Origin of the sequence: Stenotrophomonas sp. 704A1 (assembly GCF_030549525.1) — a bacterium.
Lineage (GTDB): Bacteria > Pseudomonadota > Gammaproteobacteria > Xanthomonadales > Xanthomonadaceae > Stenotrophomonas > Stenotrophomonas tuberculopleuritidis.
The window spans coordinates 108,457-124,284 of the sequence record NZ_CP130831.1; the positions used below are offsets into that span (position 1 = coordinate 108,457).

The window sequence follows — 15,828 nt, forward strand, 5'->3', positions numbered from 1 at the left end:
CGGGTCCGGGCCGCCGCAAGCCGTTAGAATGGGGGCATGACCGCCGTGATTTCCCTGCCCGATCCTCCGCAGCGCGCGCCGCGCGATGCGCGCGCGGCCGGGCGCGGGCTGGACCGGCTGGGCAAGCGCCTGCGCCGCCAGGTGGGCCAGGCCATCGCCGATTTCGGCATGATCCAGGCCGGCGACAAGGTCATGGTCTGCCTGTCCGGCGGCAAGGACAGCTATACCCTGCTGGACCTGCTGCTGCAGCTGCAGAAGAAGGCGCCGGTGCCGTTCGAGCTGGTGGCGGTGAACCTGGACCAGAAGCAGCCCGGTTTTCCCGAACAGGTGCTGCCCGGCTACCTGGCCGGGCTGGGCGTGCCCTACCAGATCATCGAACAGGACACCTATTCGGTGGTCAGCCGGGTCATTCCCGAGGGCCGCACGATGTGTTCGCTGTGCTCGCGCCTGCGTCGTGGCGCGCTGTACAACCACGCCAAGGCCCACGGCTTCACCCGCATCGCGCTGGGCCACCATTGCGACGACATGGTGGCCACGCTGTTCATGAACCTGTTCCATCATGCCCGGCTGGCGGCCATGCCGCCGAAGCTGCTCAGCGATGACGGCCAGCATGTGGTGATCCGCCCGCTGGCCTACGTGCGCGAACACGACATCGCCGCGTACGCGCAGGCCCGGCGGTTTCCGATCATCCCCTGCACCCTGTGCGGCAGCCAGGAAAACCTGCAGCGTCGCCAGGTCGGCCAGATGCTCAGGCAGTGGGACCAGGACCACCCCGGCCGCATCGAGCAGATCGCGCGTGCGATGGCCGACGTGCGTCCTGCGCAGCTGGCCGATGCGAACCTGTTCGACTTCATGGCCCTGGGTCGCCGCGAGGATGCGGCGCACCCCGCGGCCGAAGCCTGGCTGGCGGCCGCACCGGCCGAGCCCGACGCCGACCCACAGACGCCTGCCCATTGAGGGCGGGCGCCCTTTCCCTTTGCCTTCCGGAATTCCATGTTCTTTCGCAACCTGACGTTCTTCCGTTTCCCGACCAGCACCGATTTTTCCGAAGTCGACACCCTGCTGCCGCACGCCCTGCTGAAGCCGGTGGGCGCGCTGGAAATGAACTCGCGTGGCTTCATGTCGCCGTTCGGCCGTGAAGAGAAAGAGGTGTTTTCGCACCGTATCGCCGAACATCTGTGGCTGACCGTGGGCGGTGAGGACAAGATCCTGCCCGGTGCGGTGGTCAACGACCTGCTCGAGCGCAAGCTGGAGGAGATCGAGGAGAAGGAAGGTCGCCGTCCCGGCGGCCGCGAGCGCAAGCGCATGAAGGACGATCTGCTGCACGAGCTGCTGCCGCGCGCCTTCGTGAAGTCCTCGCGCAACGATGCGTTCATCGACCAGCTGCACGGTTACGTGGTCGTGGATACCTCCAGCCGCAAGACCGGCGAATACTTCATGTCCGACATCCGCGGCCTGCTTGGCAGCTTCCCGGCGATGCCGTTGAACGCCGAAGTCGCGCCGCGCTCGATCCTGACCGGCTGGATTGCCGGCGAGCCGCTGCCGACCGGGCTGAGCCTGGGCGAAGAGTGCGAGATGAAGGACCCGGTGGAAGGCGGCGCGGTGGTCAAGTGCCAGCACCAGGAACTGCGCTGCGACGAGATCGACAAGCACCTGGATGCCGGCAAGCAGGTCACCAAGCTGGCACTGGTGTTCGAGGACAACCTGTCCTTCGTGCTCGGTGATGACCTGATCGTGCGCAAGCTGAAGTTCCTCGACGGCGCGCTGGACCAGCTGGAACACGCCGACGAAGACGGCCGCCGCGCCGAGTTCGACGCCCGCTTCGCCCTGCAGAGTGCGGAGATCCGCCGCCTGTTCCTGCTGCTCGAAGAGGCCTTCAAACTCAGCAAGGCCGACTGAACAGGCACCCGGCAGGCCGCCGGTCATCCGGCGGCCCAAAGCGGCGCTATGCTTGCTGCATGAGCCGCCTGCTGCGCCGCCTGATCTCGCCGGTCCCGCCCGCCACCGTGCAGCGCGACACGGTGCGCCTGCGCCTGGACGATGCTGAGATCGAGGTCCTGCGCGTACGCGATCCGCGTGCGCGCCGGATCAAGCTGAGCGTGGACGAGCGCGGTGCGCGGCTGACCTTGCCGCCGCGCGCCAGCCTGGCGATGGGCGAACGCTTTCTGGAACAGCATCGCGAATGGCTGGGCCTGCAGCTGCGCCATTACCAGGGCCATGCCCTGCCGGCCGCATTGCAGCCCGGCGTTGATGGCGTCCTGCCGCTGCGTGGTCAACTGCTGCCGCTGCGCTGGCAGGAAGGCCGCTATGCGCGGCTGGAGATCGATGACCAGGGCGCCTGCGTACAGTGGCCGACACGTGCCGGCGATGCGACGCTGCGGCGCCTGCTGCGTGAGTTCTACGAAGCGCAGACCCGCGCCGACGTCGGCCGCTGGCTGCCCAAATACCTGCCGGGCCTGCCGCGTGCGCCCAGCCGGCTGCGCCTGAAAGTGATGTCATCGCAATGGGGTTCGCTGGCTCCCGATGGCAGCATGGCACTGGACCTGGCCTTGGTGCTCGGTCGTCCGGAAGCGTTCGAATACGTGCTGGTGCACGAACTCTGCCATCTCATCCAGGCCAATCACTCGCCCGCGTTCTGGCACGAAGTGGAAACACGCTTCCCCGACTGGCGCGCGCAGCGCGATTACTTCCAGCTGGAAGGTCGGCGCCTGAAGGCGATGCTTCGGCAACTGCTGTAGCGCCAGCGCTGCCGCCGTTGCCCACGCTTTCTTCTCTACCCCCGCCTTCGCCACGCCCCTTCAGCAGAAGGGGCTTTACAACAGAGGGTGAAGCCCGCGACCGCAACCCTCACCTCGCCCGCAACGCCGCCGCCGCTGCCCAGCGTGCCGCCACCCGCGGCGCCGTGATGCACACCGCCTGGTCGGTCACCGTCGTCACCGCACGCTCCAGCAGCTGGATATCCGCCTCATGCTGGCGCGCCACATGCGGATCCTCGAAGAAGATCGCGCGCTGGCAGCGCCCTTCCAGCACCCGGTCGGCAATCTGCGCGTCGCCGCCCATCGGCCCGCTCTGGTAGCGCGTCACCCAGGGCGTATCGGCGGGCCAGCCACGGCTCCAGGCCAGTTCGTTCAGGCGCTGGCCGGTGGTGCCGGTGGCCACCCGCTCCGCGAACCGCGCCAGCACATCGAAGTGCTCGTCGGCGAAGGCCAGCATGGCCGGCTTCATCGCGTCGTGCGCGATCAGGGCCAGGGTCTGGTCCTCGAACGCATGCAGGTCGTCGGCACCGGCATCGGCGGCCATGCCGGCGTGCACCCGCTCGACCTCGACCCAGTCGCGCGCCGTGGCGACGGTGGAGATGAAGGGCTTCGCGTGGATCACGCACTGGCGCTTGAGCGCGGTTGCTTCGGGAAACACCGAAGAGGGATCCACCGGATCCATCAGGTAGATCGCACCGTCCAGCGTGCGCTCGGCACCCATGCCCACCACCTCGGCGACCAGTTTCATCAGCCCACCCTGGCGACCGTAGGGATAGCCCTGCAGGCCGGGGTAACCGCTGAGGAAGCCGTGCCGCTGTATCGCGTCATGGGTGCGCCCGACCGCGCACAGCGTCACGCCCAGTTCGCGCAGCCCGGACTCGCTCGCGCGCAGCCAGCGGAACAGGGCCGCGCGCGCGTCGTGGTGATGGAGGCGGTTGGCGGCCAGACCGATGCGCATCGATAGCTCCGGGGAAGGGTAGAGGCGGCAGTGTATGTCGCTATTGTCAGCTTCGTATCGTTTTACAAATTTCCTCATTGTTGACCGCAGATGCGCCGCTACCGTGGCAGGAGCCCAATCCACCACACCGCCATCGCACCGCCACCACCCCGTCTGCGACATGAGGAGATCGCCGTGAATGTCGCCGGCCGTCGTGCCTGCATCGTCCTGTCGTGGTGGCTGTCCAGCGCCGCGGCGGCCGCACCCGCAGAGCGCTGCGAAGGCCCGCTGGTGCTGGCCTATCCCGCCGATCGCGCGCCCCTGTCCTCCAGCCAGGATGCACAGCCGCAGGGCCTGGTGGCGGCCTATCTGTCGCGGCTGCAGGAACGGGTTCCTGCGCTGCGACCGGTGCCGGTCACTGCCGCGGCGCTGGCCGAAGGCAGCCTGCCCGACGGCACCCGTGCCGTGCTGGGCTGGCCACGCGCGCAGGTCCCGTCCAGCTGGGTGACCAGCAGGCCGTACCTGCAGGTGCCGCAGGTCATCGTTCGCCGCCGCGATTCGCCACCGATCATCGGCCTGGACGGGCTGCGCGGGCACAGCCTGGCCAGCCCCGACAGCGTGCCGTTGTCGCGGCGCCTTGACGACGAGGCGGCCGACGCGCAGCTGCTGCAGGTCGCCGGCGTGGACAGCGCACTGCAGCTGCTCGCCACCGGCAGTGTCGACGCCGCAGTGGCGGACCTGGTGAGTGTGGAAAGCGCGTTGCGACGGCACCCGGGGAGTGGCCTGGACGTGGCGGCGCCGGCCGGATTCAGCGATGCGCTGGTGCTGGCCACGGTGCCGGCGTGCGCCTCGCTGGTGACCGGCTTCAACCAGCTGCTTGCCGGCATGACCCCGGAACAGACCGAGGCGCTGCGGGTGAACTGGATATCGACCGCGCCGCGGCACCGGCAGCTGCCGCAATCGCCGGTGCGCTGGTGGGTGGCAGTGCTGCTGGTGGTCCTGGCGCTGGGCCTGCTGCATGCATTCGGCTACTGGCGCCTGCACCGCGAAGGCCTGCGCCGGCAGGCGCTGGAGCAACGCCTGCAGGAGGTCACCGCCCACCTGCCGGCGGTGGTGTACCGCGCGCGGCGCAGCAGCGGCGGCCGCTACAGCGTTCTGCACATCGCCGGCGACGTGCATGCCCTGTTCGGGGTGAGCGTGGATACCGCGCGGGTCGACCACGGCCGGCTGATGGCCGCCGTGCACCCGCAGGACCGTGCGGCGGTGCTGGCCTGCGTGGATGCCGCAGCGCTGGCCCACGGTGCCATCGACATCACCTTCCGCACGCATGGCCGCGACGGGCTGCGCTGGGTCCGCTCGCACGGGCGGCCGATTGCCTGCGGCGACAGCGGCGTGGAATGGAGTGGCTACTGGATGGATGTCACCCGGGCCCATGCACGGACCCAGGCGCTGCACGTCGCACGCCGCGACGCGGAGCAGGCCGCTGCGGCCAAGACCCACTTCCTGGCCACGATGAGCCACGAGATCCGTACCCCGATGAGTACCCTGCTGGGGATGCTGGAATGCCTGGGCGGTACCGCGCTGGATGCCCGCCAGCGCCAGGTGCTGGCCACCATCGATGACGCCGCGGCCATGCTGCGGCAGATCCTGGACGATGTGCTGGACAGCCAGCGGTTGCAGCCTGGACCACAGCCTGCGCAGCCGCTGCCCACCGATCTGGCCGAACTGCTGCGGGCGGTGCAGCGTCTGCTGGCACCGGTGGCGGCGAGCAAGGGGCTGCACCTGCGCTGCACAATCGACCCGGCACTGCAGCGCGGCTCGCTGGCCGACGGCCTGCGCCTGCGCCAGATCCTGTTCAATCTGGCCGGCAATGCGCTGAAGTTCACCCTGCAGGGGGGCGTCGATCTGCAGCTGCGGATGCTGCAGCAGCGCGCGCACGGGCAGCAGGTGCGGCTGCAGGTCACCGACACCGGCGTTGGCATCAGCAGGGCGCGGCAACGCGCGGTGTTCGCTGCGTTCACCCAGGCCGAGGCGTCCACCACCCGGCGCTTCGGCGGCAGTGGCCTGGGCCTGGCGATCTGCCGTGAACTGGCCGCGTCGATGGGTGGGCAGCTGTGCCTGCGCAGCGCGCCGGGCAAGGGGACCCGCGTGTGGCTGGACCTGTACCTGCCGGCGTGCGCGGCACCGGCGACCGCCCTGGCGGCAGCGCCCGCCAGTACTGAAGCGCTGCCGCGGGTGCGGGTGCTGGTGGCCGAGGATCATCCCACCAATCTGCAGCTGCTGGTGCAGCGGCTGCAGGAACTGGGCCTGCAGGTGCATGCGGCGGCCGACGGACAGCAGGCCTGGCAGGCCTGGCAGGCGGGCGCGTTCGCGCTGGTCATCACCGACTGCCACATGCCGGGCATGGACGGCTTCGCGCTGGCCCGTGCGATCCGTGCCGATCCCCGCCCCGGCTCGGCGGCGGTGCCGATCATCGCCTTGACCGCCAGCGTGCTCGAACGCACGCGGCAGGAGTGCCGGGCCGCCGGCATCGACCACTTCCTGGCCAAACCGGTGGACCGCGAACAGCTGCGCGCAGCGCTTGCCGCAGCGCTGCAGCCGCAGGCCCGGCCGTCAGCGTGCCAGTAGCCGGACGATGCTGGCGGCCGCGTCGCGGCCTTCGGCCACGGCTGTCACCACCAGGTCGGCACCGCGTACCGCATCGCCGCCTGCGAACAGGCGCGGATGTGCGGTCTGGAACGGCAGCCGCTCCTTGCCGCCGGCCACGATGCGACCGTTCGGCTGGCCCTCCACGCCATGCTCGGCCAACCAGGCCGGCACGCTGGGCGAGAAGCCGAAGGCGATGATCACCACGTCCGCCTCCAGCAGCGATTCGCTGCCTTCGATCGGCACCGCGTTCTGGCGGCCGTTGGCGTCGGGCTCGCCGAGCCGGGTCTCGACCACGGTCACGCCGATCACTTCGTCATCGGCACCGGCCTCGATCGACAGCGGCTGGCGGTTGAACAGGAAGCGCACGCCTTCCTCGCGTGCATTGGCCACCTCGCGCGCGCTGCCGGGCATGTTGGCTTCGTCGCGGCGGTAGGCACAGGTGACTCTGGCCGCACCCAGGCGCACCGCGCTGCGCACGCAGTCCATGCCGGTGTCGCCACCACCGAGCACCACCACGCGCTTGCCGTTGAGGTCGGGCAGGGCGATGGTGTCTTCCCAGCCGGCAATCGGCCGGCCGTGCGGATCATCGCCGCCGACGATGCGGCTGTTCTGCACCAGGAACGGCAGCGCCGGCAGCACGCCCTTCAGGTCCTGGCCGTCCAGGCCGCCGTCGGTGTAGCGGTAGGCGCCCGTGCCCAGGAACACTGCGTCATGCTCATCCAGCAGCTGCTGCAGGGTCAGGTCGCGGCCGATCTCCACACCGAGCCGGAACTGCACGCCCATGCCCTCCAGCACCTCGCGGCGGCGATGGATCACGTCCTTGTCCAGCTTGAAGCTGGGGATGCCGAACTGCAGCAGGCCGCCGATCTGTTCATAGCGGTCGTAGACCACGGCGCGGATGCCGGCGCGCGCCAGGCGGTCGGCACAGGCCAGCCCGGCCGGGCCGGCGCCGATCACCGCCACGCTGTGGCCGCTCGGCTGCACCGCGGCCAGGTCCGGCCGCCAGCCGCTGGCCAGCGCGGTGTCGACGATGTACTTCTCGACCGCGCCGATGGTGACCGCACCGAACTCCTCCAGGGTGCAGCTGCCCTCGCACAGCCGATCCTGCGGGCACACCCGGCCGCACACTTCCGGCAGCGGGTTGGTGCTGTGGCACAGCGTGGCGGCCTCGTGGATGCGGTTCTCCTGCACCAGCTGCAACCACTGCGGAATGGCGTTGTGCACCGGGCACTTCCAGCTGCAGTAGGGATTTCCACAGTCCAGGCAGCGGCCGGCCTGGTACTGCGCGTCTTCCTTGCCGAATTTTCCGTACAGCTCGCCCCAGTCGCCGGAGGTGCGCAGTTCGACCGGGATGCGCTGCGGCATGGTGCGGGGCAGATCGAGGAACTGGAAAGCGTGCTTGCGGCTCATGATCGTCTCGGCAGTGCAGTGCGCGCGCTCAGGCGGCGCGGCGCAGGGTTTCGGTCAGCGACTCGATGCTGGCGGCCTTGGGTTTGACCAGCCAGAACTTGCCGATGTAATCGCGGAACTCGTCGAGGATCTGCTGCGCCCAGATGCTGCCGGTCAGTTCGCGGTGGCGGCCGATCAGCCGGTGCAGGTGCTGGCGGTAGTTCTCGAAGCCCTCGGCGGACACCCGATGGATGTCGATCAGCTCGTGGTTGTAGCGGTCGACGAAATCGCGGTCGACGTCCAGCACGTAGGCCAGGCCACCGGTGAAGCCGGCGCCGAAGTTCAGGCCGACCTTGCCCAGCACCAGCACCACGCCGTCGGTCATGTACTCGCAGCAGTGGTCACCGGCACCTTCCACCACCGCCAGCGCGCCGGAATTGCGCACCGCGAAGCGCTCGCCGGCGCGGCCCGCGGCGAACAGCTCGCCACCGGTGGCGCCGTACAGGCAGGTGTTGCCGATGATGGCGGTGCTGCGTGCCTCGAAGCGCGCGCCACGCGGCGGGCGCACCACCAGGCGGCCACCGGCCATGCCCTTGCCGACGTAGTCGTTGGCTTCGCCTTCCACTTCCAGGTGCAGGCCGCCGACGTTGAACGCGCCGAAGCTCTGCCCGGCACTGCCGCGGAAGCGCAGTTCCAGCGGTGATTCGGCCATGCCCTGGTTGCCATGCGCGCGTGCCACCGCACCGGCCAGGCGGGTGCCGATGCTGCGGTCGGTGTTGTGGATCAGGAAGCGGTGTTCGCCGCCCTGCTTGTGCTCGATGGCCGGCGCCAGCAGGCCGTCCATCTGCGTGGCCAGGCTGTCCGGCGACTCGTACAGGCGCTGCGCGGCGCAGTGGCTGCCTTCGAAACGGGCATCGGCGAGCAGACGTGACAGGTCCACGCGCACGCCCTCGCGCGGTACCGCCTCGATCTGCCGCAGCAGGTCGGTACGGCCGACGATCTCTTCCAGCGAGCGCGCGCCCAGGTAGGACAGCCAGCCACGCACTTCCTCGGCCAGCAGGCGGAAGAAGTTCTCCACGCGCTCGGGCTGGCCGGTGAAGTGGTTCTCGCGCAGGCGTTCGTCCTGGGTGGCCACGCCGGTGGCGCAGTTGTTGAGGTGGCAGATGCGCAGGTACTTGCAGCCCAGCACGATCATCGGCGCGGTGCCGAAGCCGAAGCTGTCCGCCCCCAGCAGCGCCGCCTTGACCACGTCCAGCCCGGTCTTCAGGCCACCGTCGGTCTGCAGCAGGGTGCGCCCGCGCAGGTCATTGGCCAGCAGCGCCTGGTGCGCCTCGGCCACGCCCAGTTCCCAGGGCACGCCGGCATAGCGGATCGAGCTGACCGGCGAGGCACCGGTGCCGCCGTCATGGCCGGAGATGGTGATCAGGTCCGCGCCCGCCTTGACCACGCCGGCGGCAATCGTGCCGACGCCGGCATGGCTGACCAGCTTCACCGACACCAGCGCGGTCGGGTTGACCTGCTTGAGGTCGTAGATCAGCTGCGCCAGGTCTTCGATGGAGTAGATGTCGTGGTGCGGCGGCGGCGAGATCAGGCCAATGCCGGGGCGTGCATAGCGCAGGCGGGCGATCAGTTCGTTGACCTTGTGCCCGGGCAGCTGGCCGCCTTCGCCGGGCTTGGCGCCCTGCGCGACCTTGATCTGCAGCACTTCGGCATTGACCAGGTATTCGGCGGTGACGCCGAAGCGGCCGGAGGCCACCTGCTTGATCTTGCTGCGCCGTGCGGTGCCGTAGCGTGCCGGGTCTTCGCCCCCTTCGCCGGAATTGCTGCGGCCGCCGAGGCGGTTCATGGCGATGGCCAGTGCTTCATGCGCTTCCGGCGACAGTGCGCCGAGGCTGATCGCCGCGGTATCGAAGCGCGGGAACAGCGCGCTGGCCGGAGCCACGTCGTCCAGCGGCGTCGGCGTGGCGGCCGGTACCAGTTCCAGCAGGTCGCGCAGCGCCGACGGCGGACGCGCATGCACCGCGTCGCAGTACTGTTGCCACGCACGCGGGTCGCCACTGCGCGCGGCGCGCTGCAGAGTGGTGACCACGTCCGGGTTGTACATGTGGTACTCGCCACCGTGAACGTACTTCAGCAGGCCGCCCACATCCACGTCCTGCTGCGTGTCCCAGGCCTGCACGCACAGCTCGCGCGCGTCGGCATCCAGGCGCGCGAAGCCGGCGCCGCCGATGCGCGAGGCGGTATCGGGGAAGCACAGGTCCACCACCTCGGGCTCCAGGCCGATGATCTCGAACAGCTGCGCGCCACGGTAGCTGGCCACGGTGCAGATGCCCATCTTCGAGATGATCTTGGACAGGCCCTTGTAGATGCCCTTGCGGTAGCGACGGCCGATCTGTGACTGCTCGCCGCCCTTGCTCAGCTTGAGGATGCCGCGACGGCCCAGGTCGAACAGCGTCTGGTACGCCAGGTACGGATAGACCGCGGTGGCGCCAAAGCCGAGCAGGCACGCCATGTGGTGCGGGTCGCGGGCCGTGCCGGTTTCCACGATCAGGTTGACGTCGCAGCGCAGGCCCAGCCGCGAAAGGTGGTGGTGGATGGCGCTGGTGGCGAGCAGGGCATGCACCATCGGCCGCCCGGCCACCGGGTAGCGGTCGGACAGCAGCAGCATCACCATGCCATCGCGCGCGGCCCGCTCGGCCTCGGTGCAGATGCGCTCGATGCCGGCGCGCAGGCCTTCGTCCTCGCTGTAGGACAGGTCGAGCAGGCGGTTGGCCTGCACGTACTGGTCCATCTTCAGCAGCTGCCGCAGCTTGCGCTGGCTGAGCACCGGCGAGTTGAGGATGACGTGGTTCACCGTCTCCGGTCCGGCGTGGAAGATGTTGGTCTCCTTGCCGAGCTGGGTGGACAGGGACATCGCGCAGTCTTCGCGCAGCGGATCGATCGGCGGGTTGGTGACCTGCGCGAAGGCCTGGCGGAAATAGTCGTACAGCGGACGGCTGCGCTGGCTCAACACCGCCATCGGGGTGTCATCGCCCATCGAGCCGGTGGCTTCCTGTTCGGTCTCGGCCAAGGGCCGCAGCACCTGCTCCACTTCCTCGCTGCTGAGCTGGTACAGCTTGTGGTAGCTGCGCAGGGTGCCTTCGTCGAAGGGTTCCTCCACCAGCGAGGGGTCGATCAGTTCGGTCTGCAGGTAGGTCACGCCCTGCTGCAGCCATTGCTTGTACGGCGCGCGCCCACGGTTGATGCGGTCGATGGCTTCGGAGTCGAGCAGGTCGCCGCGCTTGAGGTCGATGGCAATCATCTCGCCCGGGCCGAGCTTGCCCTTGCGCACCACGCGCTCGGTCGGCACTTCCCATACGCCGGCCTCGGAGGCGACCAGGAAGTGGCGGTCGGCGGTCAGCATCCAGCGCGCCGGGCGCAGGCCGTTGCGGTCCAGGGTGCACACCGCATAGCGGCTGTCGCAGGCGACGATGCCGGCCGGACCATCCCACGGCTCGCTGTTGAGACCGTGGAATTCGTAGAACGCGGCCAGGTCCGGATCCTTGAACTCCAGCGACTGGGTCGCCGGCGGCACCAGGATGCGCAGTGCCTGGATCAGCTCCATGCCGGCCGACACCATCAGCTCCAGCATGTTGTCCAGGCTCTGCGAGTCCGAACCGTGCATGGCGATCACCGGGTCGAACTCGGCGATGTCGAAACGCGGTGTCTTCCACACCTTGCTGCGTGCCTGCGCCCAGCGCCGGTTGCCTTCGATGGTGTTGATCTCGCCGTTGTGGGCGAGCATGCGGAACGGATGCGCGAGCGGCCAGCGCGGCAGCGTATTGGTGGAGAAGCGCTGGTGGAACACGATCGCGCTGGACGCCAGTTCACGGCGCTGCAGGTCCGGGAAGAAACGGCTGAGCTTGTCCGGCAGCACCATGCCCTTGTAGCTGATCGCGTTCGGGCTGAGCGTGGTGACGTAGTAGTCGGCGTGCCCGCGCAGCTGTTGTTCGCTGCGGCGACGGGCCAGGAACAGCGCCAGCGCGAATCCGGCATCGTCCTGGCCGACCCCGGCATCGACGAACACCTGCTCGATGCGCGGCAGCGTGTCGCGCGCCAGCTGGCCACACACGCTGTCATCGGTCGGCACCTCGCGCCAGCCGGCGACCCGGCAGCCCACTGCCTCGATCTGCTGCAGAAGCTGCGCGCGGCAGGCCTGCGCGGCGTCGGCGTCGTGTGGCAGGAATACCAGGCCCGCGGTGAAGCGTGCACCGACGGCAATGCCGGCTTCGCTGGCCAGCAGTTTCAGGAACGCATCCGGGCGACGCAGCAGCAGGCCGCAGCCATCGCCGGTCAGGCCGTCGGCAGCAACACCGCCGCGGTGGGTCATGCGCGAAAGCGCGGCGATGGCGGTGTCGACCAGCAGGCGTGACGGCTGGTCGTCGAGCTGGGCGACCATGCCGAATCCACAGGCATCGCGCTCGGAGCGCGGCTCGTAAAGCCCTTGGCGGTTGCGGGGGGCCATCTCTACCTCGATGCGGAATGAAATGAGCAGGGACACTCGTGCCCGCTCTGTAGAGCACGCCCTGTCCGTCAAGGTGGAGTGTGCCGCGCATGACGCGGCGCTTCGGGAAGCCGCTTGGCGCACGCCCGTTCGGCGTTGCTCACCTGGCGCAGGCACCCGCCTGCGCGGCGGCGCGCGCCTTGTCTGGCCGCACGCCAAGTGTCTTCACATTCACCCTGACGCACACGCCGTGCTCTTCCTGGAGCGCATCATGAGGCCACCGGATGCCCCGACTACATCACAGGTTGCTGCAACGCCGCAATACACGGTTGCAGGCGCAACCAAAGCGCCGGCAAGGTCCTGCCGGCGCTGGGTTTTTCAGCCGCAGCGAACGCCGCTGACCACGTCCTTCGCATCCACTTCGATGTTCAGGCGGTTACCCACGAATTCCATCGTGGTCATGTCATCGGGGTGCAGCACCCGCAGCTGGGTGGCGGCGGAATCTTCCTGCGCCTGCTTGCCAAGCGCTTCGGTATAGGCCTGGCCGACCAGGCTCTGCGCCTGGCTGGCATCGCAGGTGCCGACCGGCGGTGCTTCGGTGGCCTTGCCGGCCTCGTCGGCCGGGGCCTTGGCCGCTTCAGCGGCCTGCTGTGCGTGCGCGGTGGCGGCGTCCTGCTCGTCCAGCGATGGCGCCTGGCAGGCGGACAGGGCCAGCACGGCCGGCAGCAGCAGGGCGGAGAGCGAACGGGCGCTGATCGGGAACGACGACATCATGACTCCGGAAGGGAAGGGGTTGTGAAGGCCTGAGCATAGCCGCGAACCCGCCCTCACGTGTTTGTCTTGCGTTATTGACGTGGCCGCCTCACCGCCGTCGCCAGACTGGCCGCATGCCCACTGCCCCCACCCCCGAACGACAGGCCGCGCGCGCCGCCGGCCTGCGCTATGTCGATGACACCCAGCCCGGCCTCAGCCGCCGCCGCGCCGGCAAGGGATTCGCCTACCGCGATGCCGATGGCCAGGCGGTGCGCGATGCGGCCACCCTGCAGCGCATCCGCGCGCTGGCCATTCCGCCGGCCTACACCGCCGTGTGGATCTGCGCCCATGCCAACGGCCACCTGCAGGCCACCGGCCGCGACGCGCGCGGGCGCAAGCAGTACCGCTACCACGCTGACTGGGCCGCGGTACGCGATGCCGGCAAATTCGACCGCATCATCGCCTTCGGGGAAGGGCTGCCGGGCCTGCGGCGCAGGCTCGGCCGCGATCTCAGGTTGCGCGGCTTCCCGCGCGAGAAGGTCCTGGCGGTGGTGGTGGCGCTGCTGGCCGACACTCTGGTGCGGGTGGGCAATGAATCCTACGCCAAGGAAAACAAGTCGTACGGCCTGACCACGCTGCGCAACCGCCACCTGGACCTGCTGCGCGGTGGCCGCGTGCGCATGCGCTTCCGTGGCAAATCCGGGCAGCTGCACGAAGTTACCGTGGGCGACCGCAGGCTGGGCACGCTGGTGCGTGGCGTGCAGCAGCTGCCCGGGCAGGCGCTGTTCCAGTACCGCGACGATGACGGGGTCATCCAGCCGGTCGATTCCGGTGCGGTGAACGATTACCTGCGCGAGGTGATGGGCGAAGATTTCACCGCCAAGGATTTCCGCACCTGGGGTGGAACGCTGGCTGCGGTGCAGACCTTCGCTGCTACCGCACTGCCCGAGCCGGCCAGCCAGCGCGCGCTGGCCAAGGTGCAGCGCGAGGTGGTGTGCCAGGTGGCCGCCCGGCTGGGCAACACGCCTGCGGTGTGCCGCAAGGCCTATATCGATCCCTGCGTCTTCGCCGGCTGGGAGCGCGGCGAGCTGGCTGCCCTGGCCGGCGTGCGCGGCCCGCGGCAGTGGGAACAGGCCACCCTGAAAGTGCTGCGCCGGGCACGGCGGTTGGCAAAGCGGGGTGGCTGACCGCCTTCAGCCGCAGTAGATCGCGGTGATGTTGTTGGTGCGGCCCTTCTCGATGGTCAGGCGGTCGCCGCCTTCGCTGGCCGGCGGCACGCGCGGGCCATCGTGACGCAGCACCTGCACGTGCAGGCTGTCGCTGTCCACGCGGGCGCGCTGCACGGTGGCCTCCGACGCCGCCAGGCCCACAGCGCCGCGCACCCTGTCGGTGTGGCACTGGCCGGAAATCACCCCGTCGATGGGCTGGATCTGGGCAACCGGACTGCTGCTGCAGGCGGCGAGCGCGAAGCAGACGGCGGCGGTGGCAATGGCATGTTTCATGGGTCGTTCCTCGTGTCGTGGCCTGCAGGGTGCGATGTCACGCGTGGTGGCGGAATGAAGCCGTGCACGCGACGGACACAACGTGCTCACCGCCGCCAACAGCCAAGGTCGGGACACTGCACGAGCGGCACCCGCCGCCCCCGGTAGCGCCGGCTTTCAGCTGGCGGCCCCTTTCCCTCCCGAGGAGACCTGCATGGCCACCACCAAGAAATTGCCCGCCCGCCGCAAGGCATCGCCCAAGGTGCGCAAAGGCAGCACCGCGACGAAGCCGGTTGCCGACAGCGAACGCCCGCGCGTGGTGAAGACGGCCACCCGCAAGGCGGCCGCCAGCGACCCCCGCGCGGCCCGCGTGGCGTCGCGGCAGCGGCGACTGCAGGACCAGGAGAAGGCCAAGGATGCACGCGCCACCAAGAAGGCGGCAAAGAAGACCGCCACCCAGGCCGGCCCGCGCAGGCAGCCCGAAACGATGCCGGCCCAGCACCTGGCCAAGCCCGGCCACGAACACGCGCTGGAACTGGCGCCGCGCTTCCTGGCCCCGGACTATGTCGGCAGCGGCAAGCTGCAGGGCATGCGCGCGATCGTCACCGGTGGCGATTCCGGCATCGGCCGCGCGGTGGCGGTGCTGTTCGCCCGCGAAGGCGCGGATGTCGCCGTGCTGCACCTGGATGAGGCCGAGGATGCGGACATCACCCGCCAGCACGTGGAACGCGAGGGCGGGCGCTGCGTGGTGATCGCCGGCGACGTGCGTGACCCGCGCTTCTGCAACAAGGCGGTGAAGCAGGTGGCCAAGGCCTTCGGCGGCATCGACATCCTGGTCAACAACGCCGCCTTCCAGCTGCATTGCGAGCGCCTGGAGGACCTGGAGGATGCCCATCTGCAGGAAACCCTGCAGACCAACATCGGTGGCTACATCCAGATGGCACGCGCGGTGCTGCCGCATCTGGGCGAGGGTGCCAGCATCATCAACACCGGCTCGGAAACGGGCCTGTTCGGCAGCAAGGCGCTGATCGACTATTCGGCGACCAAGGGCGCCATCCATGCGTTCACCAAGGCACTGGCCAGCCAGCTGCTGCCACGCGGCATCCGGGTCAACTGCGTGGCGCCGGGTCCGGTGTGGACGCCGCTGAACCCCGCCGACAAGCAGGCCGGGGACGTCGCCGAGTTCGGCAAGGACAGCGACATGGGCCGGCCCGCGCAGCCGGAGGAGCTGTCACCGGCCTATGTGTTCCTCGCCTCGCCGGCCTGCGCCAGCTACATCAGCGGGGTGATCCTGCCGGTGATGGGCGGGCCACGGGGCTGAGCCAGGGCGGGGGCTGCCTGAATGCGGCGGAGCAGTGAAGGTGTGCGGTGTGTCAAAAG

11 protein-coding genes are annotated in these 15,828 nt (G+C 69.4%); 6 read left to right on the top strand and 5 right to left on the bottom strand.

Annotated features, from left to right (window positions below):
• Positions 1-36 precede the first annotated feature (36 nt).
• The 3 genes from ttcA to Q5Z10_RS00470 are packed head-to-tail and all read left to right on the top strand — an operon-like array spanning position 37 to position 2,738.
• Positions 37-957 carry a tRNA 2-thiocytidine(32) synthetase TtcA gene (gene ttcA / locus Q5Z10_RS00460; protein ID WP_303637404.1) on the top strand — a complete coding sequence of 307 codons (921 nt, stop codon included), beginning with the start codon at positions 37-39 and terminating at the stop codon, positions 955-957.
• Between the two features lie 36 nt (positions 958-993).
• Complete coding sequence (locus Q5Z10_RS00465; RefSeq protein WP_303637405.1) at positions 994-1,899, top strand: recombination-associated protein RdgC; 906 nt, start codon at positions 994-996, stop codon at positions 1,897-1,899.
• A 59-nt stretch (positions 1,900-1,958) separates the two neighbouring features.
• Positions 1,959-2,738, top strand: a complete 780-nt coding sequence (locus Q5Z10_RS00470) for a M48 family metallopeptidase (RefSeq protein ID WP_303637406.1) — start codon at positions 1,959-1,961, stop codon at positions 2,736-2,738.
• A gap of 109 nt (positions 2,739-2,847) precedes the next feature.
• On the opposite strand, the gene Q5Z10_RS00475 is transcribed toward Q5Z10_RS00470, so the two are convergent.
• Positions 2,848-3,714 (bottom strand): methylglyoxal synthase, encoded by an 867-nt coding sequence (locus Q5Z10_RS00475; RefSeq protein WP_303637407.1) that lies wholly within the window; start codon positions 3,712-3,714, stop codon positions 2,848-2,850.
• A 174-nt stretch (positions 3,715-3,888) separates the two neighbouring features.
• Here Q5Z10_RS00475 and Q5Z10_RS00480 point away from each other — a divergent pair, with 174 nt between their 5' ends.
• A complete protein-coding gene (locus Q5Z10_RS00480; protein ID WP_303637408.1) occupies positions 3,889-6,321 on the top strand; it encodes a response regulator in 2,433 nt (810 codons plus the stop codon).
• Here the strand turns inward: Q5Z10_RS00480 and Q5Z10_RS00485 are convergent.
• The 3 genes from Q5Z10_RS00485 to Q5Z10_RS00495 all read right to left on the bottom strand — a co-directional run bounded on the left by Q5Z10_RS00485 (position 6,307) and on the right by Q5Z10_RS00495 (position 12,985).
• On the bottom strand, positions 6,307-7,752 hold the full coding sequence (locus Q5Z10_RS00485; RefSeq protein WP_303637409.1) for a glutamate synthase small subunit GltD family protein: 1,446 nt from the start codon (positions 7,750-7,752) through the stop codon (positions 6,307-6,309). The two genes, Q5Z10_RS00480 and Q5Z10_RS00485, sit on opposite strands and share 15 nt — an antisense overlap.
• A gap of 28 nt (positions 7,753-7,780) precedes the next feature.
• The gene (gltB, locus tag Q5Z10_RS00490) at positions 7,781-12,235 is read right to left on the bottom strand and encodes a glutamate synthase large subunit (RefSeq protein WP_303637410.1); all 4,455 of its coding nucleotides are present in this window, start codon (positions 12,233-12,235) and stop codon (positions 7,781-7,783) included.
• A 357-nt stretch (positions 12,236-12,592) separates the two neighbouring features.
• Positions 12,593-12,985, bottom strand: coding sequence for an I78 family peptidase inhibitor (locus Q5Z10_RS00495; protein WP_442758930.1), 393 nt, complete (start codon positions 12,983-12,985; stop codon positions 12,593-12,595).
• Positions 12,986-13,101: 116 nt separating this feature from the next.
• Here Q5Z10_RS00495 and Q5Z10_RS00500 point away from each other — a divergent pair, with 116 nt between their 5' ends.
• On the top strand, positions 13,102-14,154 hold the full coding sequence (locus tag Q5Z10_RS00500; protein ID WP_303637412.1) for a DNA topoisomerase IB: 1,053 nt from the start codon (positions 13,102-13,104) through the stop codon (positions 14,152-14,154).
• 6 nt (positions 14,155-14,160) lie between these two features.
• Here Q5Z10_RS00500 and Q5Z10_RS00505 read toward each other — a convergent pair whose 3' ends face one another.
• Positions 14,161-14,469, bottom strand: coding sequence for a putative periplasmic lipoprotein (locus Q5Z10_RS00505; RefSeq protein ID WP_303637413.1), 309 nt, complete (start codon positions 14,467-14,469; stop codon positions 14,161-14,163).
• A 193-nt stretch (positions 14,470-14,662) separates the two neighbouring features.
• Between Q5Z10_RS00505 and Q5Z10_RS00510 the strand changes: the two genes are divergently transcribed.
• Complete coding sequence (locus Q5Z10_RS00510) at positions 14,663-15,769, top strand: SDR family oxidoreductase (RefSeq protein WP_303637414.1); 1,107 nt, start codon at positions 14,663-14,665, stop codon at positions 15,767-15,769.
• The last annotated feature ends 59 nt before the right edge of the window (positions 15,770-15,828 follow it).

Excerpts from the sequence above, each read along its gene's own strand:
- ttcA (WP_303637404.1), top strand. The coding sequence starts at position 37 with ATGACCGCCGTGATTTCCCTGCCCGATCCTCCGCAGCGCGCGCCGCGC.
- Q5Z10_RS00470 (WP_303637406.1), top strand. The coding sequence starts at position 1,959 with ATGAGCCGCCTGCTGCGCCGCCTGATCTCGCCGGTCCCGCCCGCCACC.
- Q5Z10_RS00500 (WP_303637412.1), top strand. The coding sequence starts at position 13,102 with ATGCCCACTGCCCCCACCCCCGAACGACAGGCCGCGCGCGCCGCCGGC.
- Q5Z10_RS00510 (WP_303637414.1), top strand. The coding sequence starts at position 14,663 with ATGGCCACCACCAAGAAATTGCCCGCCCGCCGCAAGGCATCGCCCAAG.
- Q5Z10_RS00485 (WP_303637409.1), bottom strand. The coding sequence starts at position 7,752 with ATGAGCCGCAAGCACGCTTTCCAGTTCCTCGATCTGCCCCGCACCATG.
- Q5Z10_RS00505 (WP_303637413.1), bottom strand. The coding sequence starts at position 14,469 with ATGAAACATGCCATTGCCACCGCCGCCGTCTGCTTCGCGCTCGCCGCC.
- Q5Z10_RS00465 (WP_303637405.1), top strand. The coding sequence starts at position 994 with ATGTTCTTTCGCAACCTGACGTTCTTCCGTTTCCCGACCAGCACCGAT.
- gltB (WP_303637410.1), bottom strand. The coding sequence starts at position 12,235 with ATGGCCCCCCGCAACCGCCAAGGGCTTTACGAGCCGCGCTCCGAGCGC.
- Q5Z10_RS00475 (WP_303637407.1), bottom strand. The coding sequence starts at position 3,714 with ATGCGCATCGGTCTGGCCGCCAACCGCCTCCATCACCACGACGCGCGC.
- Q5Z10_RS00495 (WP_442758930.1), bottom strand. The coding sequence starts at position 12,985 with ATGTCGTCGTTCCCGATCAGCGCCCGTTCGCTCTCCGCCCTGCTGCTG.